Source organism: Halomarina pelagica, assembly GCF_024228315.1.
GTDB lineage: Archaea > Halobacteriota > Halobacteria > Halobacteriales > Haloarculaceae > Halomarina > Halomarina pelagica.
This window is the reverse complement of the sequence record NZ_CP100454.1, coordinates 488,519-507,667: the sequence shown is the minus strand read 5'-3', so window position 1 is coordinate 507,667 and position 19,149 is coordinate 488,519. Positions and strand designations below refer to the sequence as shown.

The following is a 19,149-nucleotide window of genomic DNA, read 5'->3' as shown; positions in this document are numbered from 1 at the left end:
GTTTATTCGAATGCGATTACATGGGTCTGTTGGGCCGGGGGTGGTCACCTACGAAGCGCCAACGACTCGGCCTTCGTCTCGCGCTCGCTGTTCTGCTCATCGTCAATCCGGTCTACATCGGGGCGCTCAACCTCGACCTCTCCGGGTATCGGTACTCGGTCGAACCAGTCTCTATCGAGGACGGACGTATCACCGTCGCGAACGAGGGACTGCCCGACTCCCCGTTTACGTATATCGACTGTTCCGGATGGCAGATTTCGACGGGTTGTGCCTACGAGCGATCCCGGGTGCAAGCGGGACAGCTACAGCTCAACGCGACGTACCCGAATATCAGAGGCGACGCTCAGTTCGCCTACCACCCCGTAGATGGTCAACCGACGTACTACCAGCGGGGGGCTGACCGGACTGGGGGCAACAGTACGATCACGCTCGAACCAGTCGATGCACAAACTGTTCTCGACAGTGTCGCCGTCTCCGAATCGAGGCTATCGCTCCGGCTCCGGGCGGCGCTTTTGGTCGGAGGCCTTCGCACCGACGAGCCGCTCTCGGAAGCAAACCGTATCATCGCGACCGGTGACAGCTACGTGGCATTCAGCGAGACTGAGAGACGGTCCGTGAGCAGCGGTGAGAGCGTCGAAACGGGGCTCTCCGTGCTCGGTGTCCTGCTGGGAACCGTGCTTCTACGGACGGTCTATAGACGATTGCCGGAGTGATACGCGCGTGGCACACATTCACTAGACGAACCTATTCCTCGCCGGTACACGAATAGCGGGACGAACGATCCCCCCGTTCCGACCACCACCGTCGGTCGTGCTACGGTCGCACAGTCTCGCCACCCTTTTGTCCACACCGGGAGAATAGCCGAGCATGCGCGACAGCACCGGTCACCGTCGGTCGCTCGCCCACTGCTCGCTCGAGAGCCCGTGCTGTCGCTGTTGAGCCCGCTGTTCTCGCCGCAGTCCAGTTCCGCCAGACGACCGCATCACGACACTCACCACGCACCATGTTCGACAGACTCAGAGAGGACGTTCGTACCGCCCTGAAGACAGACCCGGCCGCCAAGAGCGCCACGGAGGTGTTCCTCACCTACCCCGGCGTGCACGCCCTGTGGTTCCACCGCGCGGCGGCGCGCCTGCTCGACGCGGGCCACCCGCTCGCCGCCCGAATCGTCTCGCACGTCGCCCGCGTTCTGACCGGCGTCGAGATCCACCCCGCCGCGACGGTCGGCCGACGCCTGTTCATCGACCACGGGATGGGCGTCGTCGTCGGCGAGACCGCCGAGGTGGGCGAGGACGTCCACATGCACCACGGCGTCACGCTCGGCGGGAACTCCCCGGAACCCGTGAAGCGCCATCCGACGGTCGAGGACGGCGTCCTCATCGGCGCGAACGCGACGCTCATCGGCGACATCACGGTGGGGGAGCGCGCACGCGTCGGCGCGGGAGCGGTCGTCGTCGACGACGTTCCCCCCGGGACGACGGTCGCGGGCGTCCCGGCGCGGCCGGTCGGCGACGCGGCCGACGGTGCGGCCGCTGACGGTGCCGACGAGAGGCCGTCGGAGCGCGCGCGACATAGTTGCGACTGACGACGAAGACAGCCGCCGGAGCGCGCCCGGCGGACACAATAGTCGAGCGTCGATCAGCGTGTCCGCTACCCGTCGGCCTCGTACTCGGCCCACACGTACCGCATCGCGTGGCTCCGGTACGGTCGCCACCGCTCGGCGATCGCCCGCATCTCCTCGCGGGTCAGCTCCTCGCCGTCGCCGTAGATCTGCCGGATGCCGTTGCGGATCCCGAGGTCGCCGAGCGGGAGCACGTCGTCGCGGCCGAGGACGAACATGAGGTACATCCGGGCGGTCCACTCGCCGACGCCCTTGATGCGGGTGAGTTCCTCGACGACCTCCTCGTCGGTGTGGTCGGCGAGCCCCTCGCGGGTGAGGTCGCGCTCGACGAACGCCTCGGCGGCGTTCCGCACGTACTCCACCTTGGTACGCGAGAGGCCCGCCTCCCGGAGCGCGTCCCGGTCGGCGGCGAGCACCGTCTCCGGCGTCACGTCGTCGAGGAGGGCGAACACCCGATCGCGGACGGCGGCGGCGCTGGCCGTGGAGAGCTGCTGATTGATGATGCTGACGCAGAGGCGTTCGAACTCGTCGTCCGCGGGCGACGTGTCGATCGGGCCGTGTCGCTCGACGAGGTCGGCCATCACCGGGTCGCGTCGCAGGACGTCCAGCGCGTCTTCGTTCGCGGGTGGTTGCACGTACGACGGAACGGAGCGAGGGCTCTCGACTGTTACGTTGTCGGCTGACAGGCACCACCCCCGCCGACGATCGCGAGGTGACGTGGTGCGCTCCCGCTGCCCACCCCGCGGCGGCTCTCAACTCACGGGGGGTCTGGTCCCGCTCTCGTACAAAAAGGTACGCCGACCGGGGTACTACTCCAGCGCCTCTTCCTCCTCGTCGGCGTCGGGCACGTCGCCGTCGGCGCGGCGACGCACGTCGACCCGGTAGTGTTCGAGGATGTCGCGGCCGAGCAGCAGCGGGTAGTCCATGTGGCTCCGGTCCTCGACGCTGGCGGTGACGGTGTGCTGGCGGCCGCCGATGCCGATGACGAGGTCCACGACGGGGCGGGCCTTGCCGGATTTCACGCTGCCGGATTTCACGCGCGTCATGCTCTTGATCGGTCCCGCGCCGATCTCGGCGGCCAGCGAGGTGTCGATGCTGGTCCGGGTCGCGCCGGTGTCGGACTTCGCGAGGGTGGGGGTCGACCCGCTGGTCCCGCTGACGACGACCTCCTCGATGTAGCCGATGATCGGGGCCTCCTCCTGGTCGAACGGGTCGATCCGGGGCATGCTGGAGGGCGTCGAGTCGTCGAGCGTCGCGGCGAGTTCGCGCACCCGCTCGTCGTCGACGGTGCCGCCCGCCCGCTCGATGGCCATCTTCGCGATGTAGGGGGCGGGACTGCGTCCGGTCGCCTTGTAGAGTCCCTTGAACCCCGCGGTGGGGTTCACCTCCAGGACGTGCCAGCCGTCCGTGCCCTTCACGAGGTCGACGCCGGCGTAATCGAGGCCCAGCACCTCGGCGGCGTAGAGAGCCGTCTCGGCGGCTTCGTCGGGGAGCTTGTCGGTCATGTCCTCGACGGCTCCGCCGAGCGCGACGTTGGTGCGCCAGTCGCCCTCGGGGGCGAAGCGACGCATCGCGCCGATGATGTCCTCGCCGACGACGTACACCCGGAGGTCGCTGTGCTTCTCGTCGCCGACCTCGATGAGCTTCTGGAGGAACGCCTGACGGTTGCCGACCTTCGGGTTGACGGGCTCGGTCAGGTCCACCTTCCACGTCCCGCCGCCGTGGGTGCCGATGGCGGTCTTGTAGACGCCCACGTCGCCGAACCGCTCGCGGTTGCGGTTGAGGCCGTCGTTCGAGAGCGCGAGCAGGGCGTCGGGGACCTTGATGTTCCAGTCGGCGAGGGTCACCGCCGTCGCGAACTTGTGGATGGCGGTGAGGACCGCCCCGGGCTGGTTGAGCATCGGGCGGAGGCGGTTGAAGGTCGTCGCGAGACCGAGCCCCTCCGCCGGTTCCTCCGTGTTCGAGAGCAGGAGACGATTCGCGACGATGTCCACCTCGGGGTCGATCGTCACCTCTCCGTCTTCGATCGAGATCGCCGTGTTCTCCGAGCGGAGCCACTCCGGCACGTGGCCGAGATCCTCGACCGCGTTCAGGATGGCCTTCGTCTCCTTGCTGTTGTGGAGCGAGAGAACGCCGACTCGTACCCGGTTTTCGTCTGTGGTGGACATACAGCTACTCTCCGTGGCCCGGGACAAATGTATGCCGGTCTAAGAGGGCTGTGGTCTCCGCTCGATCTTAGAGCGATGTGACGCACTCTCGTGGACGATCGTGAGACGGGGGCGATATATACCGCCCGGCACAGTTCTCCGCCATGGCAGAGCCCGAGGCGTTCACCTACAACGGCGGCACGGTCGCCCCCGGTGAGACGCAGAACCTCCGATACAGCGTCAGCGAGACGTACCTCGGCGACCCCGTTCGCATCCCCGTCACCATCGTCAACGGCGAACGCCCGGGCCCGACGGTGTTCCTGAGCGCCGCCGCCCACGGCGACGAGCTGAACGGCATCGAGGTCGTCCGCGAGGTCGCCCACAGCTGGGACCACTCGACGCTGGCCGGCACGCTCGTCTGTCTCCCGGTGCTCAACGTCCCGGCGTTCATCGCCCAGAAGCGCTACCTCCCCATCTACGATCGCGACCTGAACCGATCGTTCCCCGGCAGCGAGACGAGCACCGGGGCCAAGCGCATGGCCTACCGCATCTTCCGAAACTTCCTCGAACCCTGCGACTACGGGCTCGACTTCCACACCTCGACCCGCGGCCGGACGAACATGCTCCACGTCCGCGCGGACATGGGAGACTCCGACGTGGCCCGCCTCGCCAACGCCTTCGCCTCGAACGTCATCCTCTCCGGCGAGGGACCCGAGGGGACGCTCCGCCGGGAGGCGAGCGAGGCCGGCACGCCGACGATCACCGTCGAGATGGGCGAGGCCCACCGCTTCCAGCGCTCGCTCATCGACCGCGCGCTCGACGGCGTCATGAGCGTGCTCGCCGAGTTCGGTCTCCGACCCGCAGAGCAGGTGCGCTGGCCCGGCTGGCGGACCGTCATCGACGACAGCGGCGAGAAGACCTGGCTCCGCTCGGACGTGGGCGGCCTCGTGGACATGAAGTACGAGCGCGGGACCCTCGTCTACGAGGGGGACGTCATCTGTACCATCTCCGACCCGTTCCGGGCCGACACCGAGACGGTCGAAGCGCCGTTCACCGGCCTGCTGGTCGGCGTGCTGGAGAACCCCCTCGTCTACCCCGGGAACCCGCTCTGTCACCTCGTCAAGCTGGAGGAGAAGACCCTCCGCGCACTGGAGCAGGAGCAGGCTATCGCCCGCGCGCCCTGATCGAGTTACCGTCTGACATCACGCCCTCCCCGTCGCATCGTCCCGTCGTATTGCCCCGTCGCATCGCTTCGTCGCGTCCTCCCCTCGACCGTATCGTCCGATCCGCTGACGCACCCCCACCTGTCTCGTGCCGGACGTGAATTCTCCGGGAGACGGGGCGTATCCGCCGAACGGCGCGGGGAGTTAGTAACTACTATACCCGCACGCACCCTGCCACCGACATACATGAGCCAGTCGTACGACAGGGGGCTCGTCGAGGACTTCGGCCGCTGGCGGGAGTTCTCCGCCGGCATGTGGGCGTGGGTGTTCCACAAGTTCACCGGCTGGGTCCTCATCGGGTATCTCTTCACGCACATCGCCGTCCTGAGCACGGCGACGGTCAGCCCAACGATGTACACGAACACGCTCCGCGGACTCGAGGGACTGCTCGTCGTGCGCTTCCTGGAGGTGGGACTGCTCGCGGTGGCCGTCTTCCACATCCTGAACGGCGTCCGTCTGCTGTTCGTCGATCTCGGGGTCGGCCTCCAGGCGCAGGACCGGAGCTTCTACGCCTCGATGATCCTCACCGGCGCGATCGTCGTCGCGAGCGTGCCGTCCTTCCTCGGGGGGATCTGAGATGGCGGAACACTACTCCTCCTTCGAGCGCGGCGGCACCCGCTGGTTGCTCCAGCGCCTGACGGCGGTGTTCCTCATCGGCGTGCTGGCGTTTCACTTCATGCTGCTTCACTTCGTGAACCACGCCTACGAGATCACCTTCGCCGGGACGCAGGCCCGCATGGGGCAGATCGGCTACTTCGCCACGATGTGGCTGTTCCTCGTGACGGCGACGTTCCACGGCGTCAACGGCGTCTACAACGCCCTGATCAACCAGGGGCTCACCGGGACGCGAAAGCGCGTCGTCGGGGCCGTCCTCGCGCTCGCGGGCCTCGCGCTCGTCGCGCAGGGGACCTACGTGGCGCTGGCGATGAACGGCTTCCTCTAACACAATGAGCACGCAAATCACCGAGACAGAGACCGAGTCCGAGACGGAGACCGAAGAACAGCCCGCCGGGGACGCGCCCGCCGTCCAGCAGCGGCGACGGATGGAGGCGAAGCGCGCCCGCGCCGAGGAAGAGGAAGCGGAGCGGACCGCGGAGGAGAGCGCGCTCGACGGGGAGACGTACACCCTGAAGGTCTTCCGCTACGACCCGGAGGTGGCGGGGAAGGAGCGCCCGCGCTTCGACGAGTTCGTCGTCCCCTACCGCAAGGGGATGACAGTCCTCGACGCGCTCATCTACGCGCGCGATCACTACGACTCCTCGCTCACCTTCCGGCACTCCTGCCGGCAGGCCATCTGTGGGTCGGACGCGATGTTCGTCAACGGCCGCCAGCGCCTCTGCTGTAAGACCCAGTTGAGCGACCTCTCGAACCCCGTCCGCGTCGAACCGCTGCCCCACCAGGAGGTCGTGAAGGACCTCGTCGTGGACATGCAGCACTTCTACGACCAGATGGACGCCGTCGAGCCGTTCTTCCAGACGAACGACCTGCCCTCGGGCCTGGAGGAACAGCACCAGACGCGCGAGAACCGCGAGAAGATCAAGATGTCCACGCGCTGCATCTGGTGTGGCGCGTGCCAGTCCTCGTGTAACATCGCCGCCGGGGACAACCAGTACCTCGGTCCCGCGGCCATCAACAAGGCGTACCGCTTCACGATGGACGAGCGCGAGGGCGAGGACGTGAAACAGCACCGACTCGCCGTCGTCGAGCAGGAACACGGCGTGTGGCGGTGTCAGACGCAGTTCTCCTGCACGGAGGTCTGCCCGAAGGACATCCCGCTCACGAAGCACATCCAGGAACTGAAGCGCGAGGCCGTGAAGAACAACCTCAAGTTCTGGTAATCCGAAGACGACTACAACGACTACTCATGGCTATTCACGAACACGACGTCATCGTCGGCGGCGGCGGGGGTGCCGGGATGCGAGCGGCGATCGCGGCCCACGAGGAGGGCGCGGACACCGCCATCGTCTCGAAGCTCCACCCGGTCCGGAGCCACACCGGCGCGGCCGAGGGCGGCATCAACGCCGCCCTGCGCGACGGCGACTCCTGGGAGGATCACGCGTACGACACGATGAAGGGGTCGGACTACCTCGGCGACGCCCCCGCAGTCGAGACGCTCTGTCAGGACAGCCCGGAGGAGACGATCCAGCTCGAACACTGGGGGATGGCGTTCTCCCGCGACGAGGACGGGCGCGTCTCACAGCGCCCGTTCGGCGGGCTCTCGTTCCCCCGGACGACCTACGCGGGTGCGGAGACCGGTCACCACCTGCTGCACACGATGTACGAGCAGGTCGTGAAGCGCGGCATCCGCGTCTACGACGAGCACTACGTCACGCGGCTCGCGGTCACCGACCACGAGAACCCCGAGGACCGCCGCTGCTACGGCGTCGTCGGCTACGACATCAAGACGGGGCGCATCAACGGCTTCGTCGCGAACAAGGGGGTCGTCGTCGCGACCGGCGGTCCCGGCCAGATGTACGACCACACCACGAACGCGGTCGCCAACACCGGCGACGGTGCCGCGATGGCCTACCGCGCGGGCGTCCCCCTGCAGGACATGGAGTTCGTCCAGTTCCACCCGACGACGCTGCCGTCGACGGGCGTGCTCATCAGCGAGGGCGTCCGCGGCGAGGGCGGCATCCTCTACAACAGCGAGGGCGAGCGCTTCATGTTCGAGCGCGGGTACGCGAACAACGTCGGTGAACTCGCCTCCCGCGACGTGGTCGCTCGCGCCGAGCAGACCGAGGCGAACGAGGGGCGCGGCTTCGAGGACGACAGCGTCATGCTCGACATGCGCCACCTCGGCGAGGAGCGGATCATCGACCGCCTGGAGAACATCCTCCACCTCGCGGAGGACTTCGAGGGCGTCGACGCGCTCGAGGAGCCGATGCCGGTCAAGCCCGGCCAGCACTACGAGATGGGCGGCATCGAGACCGACGAGAACGGCGCGACGTGCATCGAGGGGCTGTACGCGGCGGGCGAGTGCGCCTGCGTCTCGGTCCACGGCGCGAACCGCCTCGGCGGCAACGCCCTACCCGAACTCATCGTCTTCGGCGCGCGCGCGGGCCGCCACGCGGCCACCCGCCAGCCCGAGACGGCGCAGATCCGGACCGGTCCCTCCGCGAAGACGGAGGACGGTTCGGTCGAGTCGCCGGTCGCGCTCGGCGAGGTCGAGGCGGGGTCGGACGACGTCGCCGCCGACGGCGGGGCGCTGCTCGACGCGACGCCGGACGCGGTCGTCTCGCGCGCCGTCGAGCGGGAGGGCGCGCGCGTCGAGCGGCTGATGGAGCGCGACGGCGTCAACCACGCCGAGATCCGCGCCGACCTCCAGAAGGCGATGACGCGGAACGTCAACGTCTTCCGCAACGAGGCGGGCCTGAAGCAGGCGCTCCGCGACATCCGCCGTGCCCGCGAGCGCTACGTCGACGTCGCCGTCAGCGACCCCTCGCGCACCTTCAACACGGACCTCATCCACACGATCGAGACGCGCAACCTCATCGACCTCGCGGAGGCGCTGACGCTCGGAGCGCTTGCGCGCGAGGAGTTCCGCGGCGCGCACTGGCGCGAGGAGTTCCAGTTCCGCGACGACGAAAAGTGGCTCAAGCACACGCAGGTCGCGTGGAACGACGGCCGCCCGGAACTGTACTACACACCGGTCATCCTCGAAGGCGAGGACGGGAAGTACGAACCCAAGGAACGCAGCTACTGATCGCGCCGGTCGTCGATCGCCGGTCGCCGGTCCGACGCCGCGCTCACCCGACCGCGGACGAGTCACCCGGTGGGACGGTCGACGCGACGGTTTCGACCGCTTTCCGTGGTAGCTGGGGGGACGTGATCTCTCGCCGAGGATAAAAACGCCACGGCCGAGGCATTCTGTACGGAGTATCAGAGTCTATTTCAGGTCGCTTCGAGTAGACGCACTGCCGCGGAAGGGTACGCGTGGTAGAAGTCGTATCGTCGGTACTCACGAGTCAACCGACGGAACCCTGGGCTTCGCGTGGTTCGAGTCCCGCCCCTTCCACTGCGTTTAGTCCCGCCCCTTCCACTGCGTTTTCCGACGACGCCTCCACCACAGTCACTGTTGTGGCCGTTGGGGGTGCGGCGCGGACGGCGAGTCCCGGCGGCTCCGCGTCGACGGCGGGAGTTCGGGCGAGATCGGGGCGGCCTCCGGATATAATTCTTTCGCCCGTCGACGGCCAGAAAAGCATAACCGGGTAGCCCGAGGAGTGGCGGTATGCAGGCTGTGATTCTCGCCGCAGGCGAGGGGACCCGGATGCGCCCGCTGACCCACTCGACGCCGAAGCCGATGCTCCCGGTCGCCGACCGGCCGCTGGTCGCGCACACGGCGGACTGCGCCGTCCGGGCCGGCGCGGAGGAACTCGTCGTCGTCGTCGGATACGAGGCCGACGACGTCCGCGAGTACTTCGGCGAGGAGTACGCGGGCGTCCCCGTCCGCTTCGCCGTACAGGAGGAACAGTTGGGGACGGGTCACGCGGTCAACTGCGCCCGTGAGCACATCGACGGCGACTTCGCGGTCCTCTACGGAGACAACCTCTACGACGCCCCGAGCATCGAACGGTTGTTCTCGCGCGGCCCCTCCGTGGCGGCGTACCGGGTCGAGAACCCGACGAACTACGGGGTCCTGACCCTGGAGGACGAGACGCGTGGCGTCTCTGACCAGTCGAGCGAGGGGGGGATCGACTCGCGAGACGGCGAGCGCGTCGTCGACATCGTCGAGAAGCCCGACGAGCCGCCGACCGACCTCGCGAACGCCGGCGCGTACGTCTTCCCCGAGGAGGCCCGCGACTGGCTCGACGTCCCCAAGAGCGAGCGCGGCGAACACGAGTTCACCGACGTGCTCGCGCGGGTCATCGACGAGCACGAGGTGCAGGCGGTCGAGGTCGAGCGCTGGATGGACGTCGGCCGCCCGTGGGAGCTACTCGCGGCCAACGAGTGGAAGTTGGCCGACCTCGAGCCCCGCGTCGAGGGCGAGGTACGCGGCGACGCCGACCTTCGCGGTCCCGTCGTGGTGGAGGCGGGCGCGGTCGTCGAGGCGGGCGTCGTGATCGAGGGACCGGCGCTGATCCGGTCGGGGGCGAGCGTGGGACCGAACGCCTACGTCCGCGGGGCGACGCTCGTCGGCGAGGACTGCCACGTCGGCCACTCGGTCGAACTCAAGAACAGCGTCGTCATGCGCGGGACGAACGTCCCGCACCTCTCCTACGTCGGCGACAGCCTGCTCGGTCCCGGCGTGAACCTCGGCGCGGGGACGAACGTGGCGAACCTCAGACACGACGGCGGCGACGTGAGACAGACGGTCAAGGGCGAGCGCGTCTCGACCGGCCGGCGCAAGTACGGCGTCGTCGCGGGCGACGGCGCGAAGACGGGCATCAACACCTCCCTCGCGCCCGGCGTCGTCCTCTCGCCGGGCGCGACGACGGCACCCGGTGAGTCGGTCTCCCGCGATCGGTAGACGCGCCACGAGATGGGGTCGTACCGCGATCCGGGATCGCCGGTCGGCTCGACCGGCAGTGTATAAGTACTACCGGCCCGTTCTCCCGGGAAATGCGCCGCTCGTCCGCGTCTCTCGGGGAGGTGGTCCGCTGATGGTCGATCCGACGTCCGACCTCGACGAAGACGTCGACGAGTCGAACGCGCCGCGGTGTGCCGTCTGCGATCGCCCGCTCGTTCGCGATCCCGGCCACCGGGTCGTCACCTGGATCGACGACGGTCGGGTCGAGACGGCCCACTTCTGCGGGGCGTCGTGTCGGGAATCGTGGTCGGAGTCGTGAGTTCGTTTCACGCGTAAACCATCGAAACGGTGTAATTCACCGGTTCCGACCGGCGATATAGCTAAGGCCTCGGTCCGAGATTTGTGACTCGGCTTCCAGTAACGAAAAACGGGAGCCGCCCCCGGCGCGAGCCGGGACCCCCACCTGTGACTGGGTGCGTCGGCACCGCCCGGCTCAGCGCGGTGCCGACCGCACGACCCAGCTTGCCGTACTCCCTACTGACCCGTTCCGCACTCCGCTCCAGGAGCGCCCACGCGCGACGCTCCCCTTTCCCGATCGATCACTGGCCAGAACGTCGCCCCCTCTCGACGCGACCGCCCGACAGCGGGCGGTTTAATGGGAGGATAACGATCGAGGTGGCCGTCTTCGCCCGCGGGTAACGCGCCGACCGTTCGGGTTTTCGAGACACTAACTATGACCGATATGCGCGTCGTACCTCGCATGGAGACGCTCGTCGGCGGCCCCTCCGCCCACCCGCGACGCGTCTGAACGTCGCTACCGTCAGCGATTCGCGTGTATCTTCGTTCCTCGCGCCGGGCGGGCACGCCGGCGGGCGTGGCGAACGCCGCCCCGTTCCTCGCCAGCGACCGCTCCGCGTACCTGAACGGCGAGTCGCCGGTGCTCGACGGCGGGACGTCGAGCACCCAGTGAGGCCGGTCGCGGGGGCGTCAGCCCCCAGCAGCCGAGAACAGCCGCGTTTCGCGTTTCGCTGACCTTACTTGTCGCTGACGATGAACTGGCCGGCGGCCGCGAGGACCTGGTCCATGGTCTTCGCCGGGTCGAAGGCGTCCGGGTACGGCAGGCGGTACTCGTGGAGGTTGAGGTAGCCGGCGTGTCGCGCCTCGACGCTGTGGATGCTGAGCGCCGCCGAGAGGACCTCCGCGTTGTCGATCATCGGCGCGGCACCGGCGTAGGCCGCGACGCCGAGGTTCTCGAAGGTCCGTGCGAGGCTGATGAACCCGTCCACGTCGTCGTACGGGAAGTCGTACTCCGCCTCCTCGACGGGCGTCCCGCCGAGCTTCTCGATGGTCGCGGAGATCGTCTCGACGTGCGCCTCCTCGTGCTCGCGGATCTCCTCGAACCGCTGGTAGGTGCCGTAGCGCGGGCGGTTGGTATTGAAGATGTCGTCGCCGGGGCTGTTCGGCCCCTCGAAGTCCTTCTCGCCGAAGGTCTTCAGCGCGTCGCGGTAGAACGCGTACTCGAGGTGCTCGAGCGTCAGCGCGTAGTTGAGGATGTCGAGGTCGCTCGGTCCCTCCTTCGATTCGTGCCCGTCGGCGGCGGCGACGCCCGCGCCGCCGAACGAGAGCAGCGCCGCCCCGCCGCCCAGTTTCGCCGCCGTCGAGAGGAACCCGCGCCGGTCGGTACCGTGGTCGTCGCTCGATCCTCCTGCTCCGTCGAATTCGGTGGTGGAGTCCTTCATAGTCGTGCGCGGTATCGCGCCGACTGAGTGTGGCACCTCTCGCCAATTTAACATTTCCCGAACTGAGACCGAAATTCGGCTGTATTTTTCACACTGACTTTCTCCGATCGGAGACGTACTCCGTTCGGGACTGTTTCTGACGGCGCGGCGTCCCCGGTATCGACTGTCGGACGTGGACGGATGGTCGGCGCTCGGCGGTCGGCGCTCGGCGGTCGGCGGTCGAATGGGTCGGAGGAGGGGGGCAGAGGAGAGAGTCGGAGGCGAGGAGTCGAGGGAGAGTGCGAGCGCCCGTCAGTCCCACGTGGTCCACAGCAGGACGCCGATCGCCACGAGTTCGAGGAGGCGGAGGACCAGCATCGCGATCTGCGCCGGACGCGGCACGAGCGTTGGGTCCGCGACCCAGGGGCTCAGGACGGGGTGGAAGGCGAAGAAGTACAGCGCGAGGGCGTTCTCGCCGAGCAGGAACACGCCGAACAGGGACAGCCCGAAGGTGTGCTTCGAGCGGAACTGCAGGTAGTTGCGGACCCAGACGTAGAGGAGGCCCACGAGGAGGACGAGGTTCACCCCGAGCGCGACCCGCATGAGGTCGATGAGCACGCTCATAGGATCCCCTCGACGGTCGCGGCCGACGGGCGCTGTCCTGCCGGATTCATGGTTCGTCTCGCTTCAGTCATGAGTCGGTGTCACTCTCCGTATCCGTTTCGACTCGGTCCTCGTCTACGCCGACCTCCTGGAGGATCGACTCGACGACGTCCCACTGCTGTCGCACGCGCGGCGATGGGAGGTACACCGCTCCGTACCCGTCGCCGCCGGTCACGAGGACGTCGTTGTCCACGAGCACGTCCAGGTGGTGGCGGACGGTCTCGTAGTGGAGGTCGAGCGCCTCGGCCAGTTGATTCGCGTTTCTCGGTCGGCGGCGAAGGGTCTGGAGGATCCGTGCCCGATTCGGTCCGCCTCGGGTTCCCGTCAGCACGTACCAGAGGGCCGCCTCCATCGACCACCCCTTCGTCCCGAAGGGTAAAGAACGCACACGGTCCGTCCCTCCTACGGATCAAAGCTGACTTCACGGTGCTCGGACTCTGAGGGGAGCGGAGACCGATGATACTCACTGGAACGGTGCTCGTCGACTCGAGTACCGTCGTCGAGGACGGGGCGGTCGTCGTCGAGGGGTCGCGTATCGCGGCCGTCGGCCCCCGCGAGGACCTCCTGGATCGATATCCCGACCACGAACGTGAGGGGTACGACCTGCTGATGCCGGGGCTGGTCGGCGGGCACGTCCACTCCGTCCAGAGCCTCGGACGGGGCATCGCCGACGACGCGGAACTGCTCGACTGGCTGTTCGACTACGTCCTCCCCATGGAGGCGTCGCTCACCGCCGAGGAGATGCGCGCCGCCGCCGAACTCGGCTACCTCGAACTGATCGAGAGCGGCACCACCACCGCGATCGATCACCTCTCGGTCGCCCACGCGGACGCCGCCTTCGAGGCGGCCGGCGAGATGGGGATCCGCGGCCTGCTCGGGAAGGTGATGATGGACAAGCGGGCACCCAAGGGGCTGCTCGAGGACACCGAGACGGCGCTGTCCGCGTCCGAACGGCTCATCGAGGCCTACCACGACACGTGCGGCGGGCGCATCCGCTACGCGCTGACGCCGCGCTTCGCCGTCTCCTGCACCGAGGAGTGCCTGCGCGGCGCGCGCGAACTGGCCGACCGCTACGACGGCGTGCGCATCCACACCCACGCGAGCGAGAACCGCGACGAGGTGGCGCAGGTGGAGGCCGACACCGGCCGGCGGAACGTCCACTGGCTCCACGAGGTCGGCCTCACCGGCGAGGACGTGGTGCTCGCCCACTGCGTCTGGACCGACGAGACGGAGCGCGAGGTGCTGGCCGAGACCGGCACCAACGTGACCTACTGTCCGTCCTCGAACATGAAGCTCGCCTCGGGGACCGCGCCGATCGCGGACTACCTCGACCGGGGGATCAACGTCGCGCTCGGCAACGACGGCCCGCCGTGCAACAACACCCTCGATCCCTTCACCGAGATGCGCCAGGCCAGCCTCCTCCAGAAGGTAGACCGGCACGACGCGACGTCGACGCCCGCACGGGTCGTCTTCGAGATGGCGACGCGCAACGGCGCGCGGGCGGCGGGCTTCGAGCGCGTCGGCGCGCTCCGCGAGGGCTGGCGCGCGGACGTGATCGGCCTGACGACCGACCTCACGCGCGCGACGCCGCTGTACGACCCCTACTCGCACGTCGTCTTCGCGGCCCACGGCGACGACGTGCGGTTCACGATGGTCGACGGCGAGGTCCTCCAGGAGCGCGGCGAGGTGGTCGTCGCGGACGCCGACGCGATCCGGGCGCGAGCGCGCGAGATCGCGGCGTCGATCGCGGATCGGCTGGACGCCTGATCGGACCCCGCCCGCGGCGGTCCCGGGCTGTAGCCGTGGACCGCCCTCCGGACGCGAAACGACCGATCACCGCCGGACGACGGCGGGCGGGTCGAGGTGGTCCGCCATCTCGCGCATGACCTTGTGCTCGGCCCGCTTCAGGTGCTCCCACGTCGTCGTGGGAGCGATTCCCAGCTCCTCGCCGATCTCCTCGATGGTCGTCTCGCGCTGCATCCGGTAGTAGCCGCAGTCGATGGCGGTGGCGAGCACCTCCTGCTGGCGCGGGGTGAGTTCGCGGACGAGCGCCGTCACGTCGAGCTGGTCGTTGGCCTCGACCTCGCTCAGCTCGACGCTCCTGACCAGTCGCGTCTCGTTGCCCGCCGCCTCGATCGTCTCCACGATCGAGGAGAGGTCGTCGTCGTCGCCGAGGTAGAGCGTCCAGCGCTCCCAGCCAGCGGTGATGGTCGTCCCGTTCCGGTAGTGGATACCCATGTCCGAGAGGCGCTCGGAGATGCTGTCCCACTTGTAGGCGTCGTAGGTCATCGCGACGAACACGCGCTCCCGGTCCACCGGCGAGAGCGGTTCGAGCGCGATGATGGGGTCGGCCTCGCCGAACTCCTCCAGAAACTTGGGGATGACCGCCGGATCGCCGCTCACCTCGATGATGCGCTTCCTGCTCGTCGTCCGTCCGGTCATCGACGAGCGCGACTGGAGCGTCACCTCGGGATACTTCGCACTGATGTCGCTTTCCGGTTCGCCGTGGTGTCGGATCTGGAGTATTACTTCCCTCACGTCTGTTCACGGGACGTTTCGCCGTCCCTGTACCTCCGTAGCACCACGACACCGAGTATATTCGGTTCCACAATAATGGGACATGTTCTCACAGTACTTGCCGTATGACATCCAGCGACCCGGACGCGCGCGGGTTCACCCCCGAGGACCTGAGCGGTCCGACGATCGACAGGCGGACCACGCTGAAGTTACTCGGTGCGGCGGGGATGGCGAGCGTGGCCGGCTGTCTCGGCGGCGGTGGCGGCGGCGACGGCAACGGGAGCGACGGCGGCGGCGGTGGCGGCTCCGGCGGGAGCGGGGGCCGCCTCCAGGCGGGGTGGTTCACCGGGAGCATCGACGTGCTCGACCCGCCGTACATCAGCGTCGGTCAGTACTTCCAGGTGGCGGCGAACGTCTTCAACGGCCTCGTCACGCTGAAGAAGGACCTCACCATCCGCGGGGACCTCGCGAAGGACTGGACCGTCGAAAACGGCGGCGCGACGATCCGTTTCGACCTCAGGAAGGGCGTCACGTTCCACAACGGCGCGACGTTCACCGCCGAGGACGTGAAGTACACGATCCAGCGGACCATCTCGAAGGACACCCCCGCCGCGTCGAAACTGAGCACGCTCAAGCCGGTCGACGACGGGGGCGTCGTCGTCGACGGCGACCACTCGGTGACGCTCAACTTCAAGCAGCCGATGGCTCCCGCGCTCGTCTACCTCACGCGCGGTCCCGGCCGCGCGGCCACGATCGTCTCGAAGACGGCCATCGAGGAGATGGGTGCCGAGGCGTACAAGACGAAACCCGTCGGCACGGGGCCGTTCCAGGTTCGCGAGCACCAGGTCGGCTCGAAGCTCGTCCTCGACGCCTTCGACGACTACTTCGAGACCGACGAGGAGGGCAACGCGCTCCCCTACCTCGACGGCGTCGACGTCAAGCCCATCCCGGAGGCGGCGACGCTCGTCAACGCCCTCAGGAGCGGCGAGATCGACTTCGCCAACCTCGTGCCGCTCCAGAACCTGGAGCAGGTCGAGGGCGCGAGCGGCGTCACCGCCTCCGTCTCGCCCGGCGTGAACTGGTACGGCTTCGCCATGAACGAGACGAAGGACACCTTCGCCTCGCGGAAGGCGCGCCTCGGCATCGCGAAGCTCGTCGACAACGAGAAGTTCGTGGAGACTGCCTACTTCGGTAACGCGCTGCCCGACACCGGTCCGATCAACAAGGCGACCGAGTGGGCGTGGCGCGACGACAAGCCCTCGACCCAGCAGTACGACCCCGAGGCGGGGAAGCGACTCGTGAAGGAGGCGGGGATCGAGGGCGCGAGCTTCTCCATCCTGACCGCGCAGGGCGACACGCGCGCGGCGAAGGCGATGCGCCAGCAGCTCAACGCCGCCGGGTTCGACGTCGAGATCGAGCAGGTCACCTCCTCGACGTACTGGGAGCGCTACGAGAAGCTCGACTACGACACGACCATCAGCGGGAGCGTCGGCGACCCCGACCCGGACCAGTCGCTGTACAACTTCTACCGCCTGCCCGACGAGGGCGGCGTCTGGAACTGGGTGAACTTCCAGGACGAGAAGGTCCACCAGCTACTGGCCGACCAGCGCCGCGAGCTGAACCGGGAGAAGCGCACGAAGATCCTTCACGAACTCGAAGACCGGCTCATCGAGCAGGCCCCGCACGCCTACCTCATGCACCAGAACGACGTCGCCGCTCACACGGATCGCGTGAAGGGGTTCACCCACATCCCCTTCATGCGGAACTTCCACACGGTGCGGCTGGACGGCTAGCATGCGCCGGTACATCGCGAAGCGCGTCGCCCACGCCGCGTTCATCATGTGGCTCGTCGCCACCACGGTCTTCTTCGGCCTCCGCGCCATCCCGGGGGGGCCCGTCCAGACCATGCTCGGTCAGGAGGCGACGCCTCAGGCGAAGCGCGCCCTGCGGGAGCAACTCGGGCTCAACGACCCGCTCCCCGTTCAGTACGCCGACTTCATGCTCGATCTGCTGACGTTCGACTTCGGCCAGAGCATCACCACCAGCCAGTCGGTCGCCGCGCTCGTCGGGCAGGCCGCGCCGCGGACGTTCTCCGTCGCGCTCGTGGCCGTCACGGTCGGCCTCGCGGTGGCCGTCCCGGCGGGCATCGTCAGCGCGACGCGGAAGCGCCAGCCCGTCGACTACGTCGCCACCATCGGGGCGTTCCTCGGGCTGTCGATGCCGGCGTTCTTCGTCGGCATCCTGCTCGCGCTGGTGTTCGGCGTCTGGCTCGACCTCCTCCCCATCGTCGGGTTGCCCCTCGAGGAGGGATTCGTCACCTGGCTCGAGCACATCGTCCTCCCCGGGATCGCCGTGGGACTCCCCTACGGCGCGGTCGTGATGCGGATGATGCGCTCCTCGCTGCTGGAGGTGCTCGACGAGCCGTACATGAAGACCGCCCTCGCGAAGGGCGTCGGATCGCGCACCCGGCTGTACAAGCACGCGCTCCAGAACGCGCTCATCCCGGTCGTCACCGTCGCGGGCATCCAGCTCGCGCTCGTGCTCGTCGGGAGCGTCACGGTCGAACTCGTCTTCAGCATCCAGGGGCTCGGCCGCCTGCTCGTCGACTCGATGCTCGACCGCAACTACCCCGTCACGCAGGTCGTCATCCTGCTCGTGGCCGGCGTGCTCGTGTTCACCAACCTCGCGGTCGACATCGCCTACACCGCCATCGACCCGCGCATCCGCTACGGAGGTGAGGGGTGATGAGTTCCGACACCTCCGCCGGCCCGGGCGTCGGCGAGCGCACGGTGTTCGGCCCCGGCGAGATGCCCCCCGAGTACGAGCGCTCCGAGCGGACCGAGGAGTACCGGAGCACGCGCGAGCGGCTGGTCGAGGGGATCCTCGGCGACAAGCTGGCGCTGTTCGGCGCGATCGTCGTCGTCGCGTTCGTGCTCACGGCCGCCCTCGCGCCGGTCGTCGCCCCCTACGACGAGGAGGCGACGTTCGCGTTCATGAAGGAACCCGGCTCGTACTCCGTCGGTGACTTCGACGGCGACGGCGAGACGGAGCGCGTCTTCCACCTGCTGGGGACCGACTCGTTCGGCCACGACGTGCTGACGCGGCTCGTCTACGGCGCGCGCGTCTCGCTGCTCGTGGCGATGGCGACGCTCGCCGTCGCGTTCACGCTCGGGACGACCATCGGCGTCCTCGCGGGCTACTACGGCGGCTGGATCGACAGCCTGCTGATGCGGTACGTCGACTTCCAGTGGGCGTTCCCCGAACTCATCCTCGGCGTCGGCATCATCGCGCTCACGGGCGGGCTGGGCGTCACGAACGTCGTCATCGCCATCGGCATCGCCTACATCGACGACTTCGCCCGGCTCATCCGCGGGGAGATCCTCTCGTTGCGCGAGTCGGAGTACGTCACCGCCGCCCGCGCCGTCGGGATGTCCGATCGCCGGATCATGGCGCGCGAGATGCTCCCCAACGCCGTCGCGCCGCTCATCGTGCAGGCGACGCTGATGATCCCGCTCGCCATCCTCGCGGAGGCCGGGCTGTCGTTTCTCGGCCTCGGCGTGAAGCCCACGACGCCGACCTGGGGGCTGCTGCTCTCCGACGGGCGGCAGTTCATCGAGCGGGCCTGGTGGATCTCCGTCATGCCGGGGCTCGCCATCATGGTCACCGTGCTGGCGTTCAACACCTTCGGCGACGGCCTGCGCGACGCCTTCGACGTCGATCAGGGCGAGGTGGAGGAGCGATGATCGGGGACGCGCCGACGCCGCTCCCCGACCGCGGCACCCGCGGGGGG

The 19,149-nt window shown here is 68.2% G+C and carries 20 protein-coding genes; 14 read left to right on the top strand and 6 right to left on the bottom strand.

Features of this window, described 5'->3' with window-relative positions; all coding sequences use genetic code 11:
- The first annotated feature begins 20 nt into the window (after positions 1-20).
- Both NKI68_RS02645 and cysE read left to right on the top strand, forming a co-directional pair.
- The gene (locus NKI68_RS02645; protein WP_254545141.1) at positions 21-713 is read left to right on the top strand and encodes a hypothetical protein; all 693 of its coding nucleotides are present in this window, start codon (positions 21-23) and stop codon (positions 711-713) included.
- A 290-nt stretch (positions 714-1,003) separates the two neighbouring features.
- The gene (cysE, locus tag NKI68_RS02640) at positions 1,004-1,585 is read left to right on the top strand and encodes a serine O-acetyltransferase (RefSeq protein WP_254545140.1); all 582 of its coding nucleotides are present in this window, start codon (positions 1,004-1,006) and stop codon (positions 1,583-1,585) included.
- Between the two features lie 65 nt (positions 1,586-1,650).
- On the opposite strand, the gene NKI68_RS02635 is transcribed toward cysE, so the two are convergent.
- Both NKI68_RS02635 and NKI68_RS02630 read right to left on the bottom strand, forming a co-directional pair.
- Positions 1,651-2,202: a DNA-3-methyladenine glycosylase family protein gene (locus NKI68_RS02635; RefSeq protein ID WP_254546477.1), complete on the bottom strand. Its 552-nt coding sequence runs from the start codon at positions 2,200-2,202 to the stop codon at positions 1,651-1,653.
- Positions 2,203-2,430: 228 nt separating this feature from the next.
- On the bottom strand, positions 2,431-3,789 hold the full coding sequence (locus tag NKI68_RS02630) for a putative ATP-dependent zinc protease (protein ID WP_254545139.1): 1,359 nt from the start codon (positions 3,787-3,789) through the stop codon (positions 2,431-2,433).
- 143 nt (positions 3,790-3,932) lie between these two features.
- Here NKI68_RS02630 and NKI68_RS02625 point away from each other — a divergent pair, with 143 nt between their 5' ends.
- The 8 genes from NKI68_RS02625 (at position 3,933) to NKI68_RS02590 (ending at position 11,431) form a co-directional block, all read left to right on the top strand.
- On the top strand, positions 3,933-4,952 hold the full coding sequence (locus tag NKI68_RS02625; protein WP_254545138.1) for a succinylglutamate desuccinylase/aspartoacylase family protein: 1,020 nt from the start codon (positions 3,933-3,935) through the stop codon (positions 4,950-4,952).
- Between the two features lie 225 nt (positions 4,953-5,177).
- On the top strand, positions 5,178-5,567 hold the full coding sequence (gene sdhC, locus NKI68_RS02620; RefSeq protein WP_254545137.1) for a succinate dehydrogenase, cytochrome b556 subunit: 390 nt from the start codon (positions 5,178-5,180) through the stop codon (positions 5,565-5,567).
- Between the two features lies 1 nt (position 5,568).
- Complete coding sequence (locus NKI68_RS02615) at positions 5,569-5,934, top strand: succinate dehydrogenase hydrophobic membrane anchor subunit (protein WP_254545136.1); 366 nt, start codon at positions 5,569-5,571, stop codon at positions 5,932-5,934.
- Positions 5,935-5,938: 4 nt separating this feature from the next.
- Positions 5,939-6,829: a succinate dehydrogenase/fumarate reductase iron-sulfur subunit gene (locus NKI68_RS02610; protein WP_254545135.1), complete on the top strand. Its 891-nt coding sequence runs from the start codon at positions 5,939-5,941 to the stop codon at positions 6,827-6,829.
- Between the two features lie 32 nt (positions 6,830-6,861).
- Complete coding sequence (locus NKI68_RS02605; protein ID WP_254546476.1) at positions 6,862-8,697, top strand: FAD-binding protein; 1,836 nt, start codon at positions 6,862-6,864, stop codon at positions 8,695-8,697.
- Between the two features lie 525 nt (positions 8,698-9,222).
- A complete protein-coding gene (glmU, locus tag NKI68_RS02600) occupies positions 9,223-10,461 on the top strand; it encodes a bifunctional sugar-1-phosphate nucleotidylyltransferase/acetyltransferase (RefSeq protein ID WP_254545134.1) in 1,239 nt (412 codons plus the stop codon).
- Positions 10,462-10,594: 133 nt separating this feature from the next.
- Positions 10,595-10,780 (top strand): DUF7576 family protein, encoded by a 186-nt coding sequence (locus NKI68_RS02595; protein WP_254545133.1) that lies wholly within the window; start codon positions 10,595-10,597, stop codon positions 10,778-10,780.
- Between the two features lie 513 nt (positions 10,781-11,293).
- Complete coding sequence (locus tag NKI68_RS02590; protein WP_254545132.1) at positions 11,294-11,431, top strand: SDR family oxidoreductase; 138 nt, start codon at positions 11,294-11,296, stop codon at positions 11,429-11,431.
- A 64-nt stretch (positions 11,432-11,495) separates the two neighbouring features.
- Here NKI68_RS02590 and NKI68_RS02585 read toward each other — a convergent pair whose 3' ends face one another.
- From NKI68_RS02585 to NKI68_RS02575, 3 genes are all read right to left on the bottom strand, one after another.
- The gene (locus NKI68_RS02585; protein ID WP_254545131.1) at positions 11,496-12,200 is read right to left on the bottom strand and encodes a ferritin-like domain-containing protein; all 705 of its coding nucleotides are present in this window, start codon (positions 12,198-12,200) and stop codon (positions 11,496-11,498) included.
- A gap of 291 nt (positions 12,201-12,491) precedes the next feature.
- On the bottom strand, positions 12,492-12,803 hold the full coding sequence (locus NKI68_RS02580) for a DUF8036 family membrane protein (protein WP_254545130.1): 312 nt from the start codon (positions 12,801-12,803) through the stop codon (positions 12,492-12,494).
- 67 nt (positions 12,804-12,870) lie between these two features.
- Positions 12,871-13,194: an ArsR/SmtB family transcription factor gene (locus NKI68_RS02575; RefSeq protein WP_254546474.1), complete on the bottom strand. Its 324-nt coding sequence runs from the start codon at positions 13,192-13,194 to the stop codon at positions 12,871-12,873.
- Positions 13,195-13,298: 104 nt separating this feature from the next.
- Between NKI68_RS02575 and NKI68_RS02570 the strand changes: the two genes are divergently transcribed.
- A complete protein-coding gene (locus NKI68_RS02570; RefSeq protein WP_254545129.1) occupies positions 13,299-14,609 on the top strand; it encodes a 5'-deoxyadenosine deaminase in 1,311 nt (436 codons plus the stop codon).
- A 66-nt stretch (positions 14,610-14,675) separates the two neighbouring features.
- Here NKI68_RS02570 and NKI68_RS02565 read toward each other — a convergent pair whose 3' ends face one another.
- The gene (locus tag NKI68_RS02565; protein WP_254545128.1) at positions 14,676-15,380 is read right to left on the bottom strand and encodes a helix-turn-helix domain-containing protein; all 705 of its coding nucleotides are present in this window, start codon (positions 15,378-15,380) and stop codon (positions 14,676-14,678) included.
- A 104-nt stretch (positions 15,381-15,484) separates the two neighbouring features.
- Here NKI68_RS02565 and NKI68_RS02560 point away from each other — a divergent pair, with 104 nt between their 5' ends.
- From NKI68_RS02560 to NKI68_RS02550, 3 genes are read left to right on the top strand one after another with little or no spacing between them, the layout of a single operon-like run.
- On the top strand, positions 15,485-17,152 hold the full coding sequence (locus NKI68_RS02560) for an ABC transporter substrate-binding protein (protein ID WP_254545127.1): 1,668 nt from the start codon (positions 15,485-15,487) through the stop codon (positions 17,150-17,152).
- Between the two features lies 1 nt (position 17,153).
- Positions 17,154-18,104, top strand: a complete 951-nt coding sequence (locus tag NKI68_RS02555; RefSeq protein ID WP_254545126.1) for an ABC transporter permease — start codon at positions 17,154-17,156, stop codon at positions 18,102-18,104.
- Positions 18,104-19,102 (top strand): ABC transporter permease, encoded by a 999-nt coding sequence (locus NKI68_RS02550; protein WP_254545125.1) that lies wholly within the window; start codon positions 18,104-18,106, stop codon positions 19,100-19,102. Before NKI68_RS02555 ends, NKI68_RS02550 begins: the two co-directional genes overlap by 1 nt.
- Positions 19,103-19,149: the final 47 nt, after the last annotated feature.

Coding starts and splice junctions, on each gene's coding strand:
- NKI68_RS02555 (WP_254545126.1), top strand. CDS start 17,154: ATGCGCCGGTACATCGCGAAGCGCGTCGCCCACGCCGCGTTCATCATG.
- sdhC (WP_254545137.1), top strand. CDS start 5,178: ATGAGCCAGTCGTACGACAGGGGGCTCGTCGAGGACTTCGGCCGCTGG.
- NKI68_RS02585 (WP_254545131.1), bottom strand. CDS start 12,200: ATGAAGGACTCCACCACCGAATTCGACGGAGCAGGAGGATCGAGCGAC.
- NKI68_RS02610 (WP_254545135.1), top strand. CDS start 5,939: ATGAGCACGCAAATCACCGAGACAGAGACCGAGTCCGAGACGGAGACC.
- cysE (WP_254545140.1), top strand. CDS start 1,004: ATGTTCGACAGACTCAGAGAGGACGTTCGTACCGCCCTGAAGACAGAC.
- NKI68_RS02615 (WP_254545136.1), top strand. CDS start 5,569: ATGGCGGAACACTACTCCTCCTTCGAGCGCGGCGGCACCCGCTGGTTG.
- NKI68_RS02625 (WP_254545138.1), top strand. CDS start 3,933: ATGGCAGAGCCCGAGGCGTTCACCTACAACGGCGGCACGGTCGCCCCC.
- NKI68_RS02575 (WP_254546474.1), bottom strand. CDS start 13,194: ATGGAGGCGGCCCTCTGGTACGTGCTGACGGGAACCCGAGGCGGACCG.
- NKI68_RS02630 (WP_254545139.1), bottom strand. CDS start 3,789: ATGTCCACCACAGACGAAAACCGGGTACGAGTCGGCGTTCTCTCGCTC.
- NKI68_RS02635 (WP_254546477.1), bottom strand. CDS start 2,202: ATGGCCGACCTCGTCGAGCGACACGGCCCGATCGACACGTCGCCCGCG.
- NKI68_RS02580 (WP_254545130.1), bottom strand. CDS start 12,803: ATGAGCGTGCTCATCGACCTCATGCGGGTCGCGCTCGGGGTGAACCTC.
- NKI68_RS02570 (WP_254545129.1), top strand. CDS start 13,299: ATGATACTCACTGGAACGGTGCTCGTCGACTCGAGTACCGTCGTCGAG.
- NKI68_RS02560 (WP_254545127.1), top strand. CDS start 15,485: ATGACATCCAGCGACCCGGACGCGCGCGGGTTCACCCCCGAGGACCTG.
- NKI68_RS02645 (WP_254545141.1), top strand. CDS start 21: ATGGGTCTGTTGGGCCGGGGGTGGTCACCTACGAAGCGCCAACGACTC.
- NKI68_RS02595 (WP_254545133.1), top strand. CDS start 10,595: ATGGTCGATCCGACGTCCGACCTCGACGAAGACGTCGACGAGTCGAAC.
- glmU (WP_254545134.1), top strand. CDS start 9,223: ATGCAGGCTGTGATTCTCGCCGCAGGCGAGGGGACCCGGATGCGCCCG.
- NKI68_RS02550 (WP_254545125.1), top strand. CDS start 18,104: ATGAGTTCCGACACCTCCGCCGGCCCGGGCGTCGGCGAGCGCACGGTG.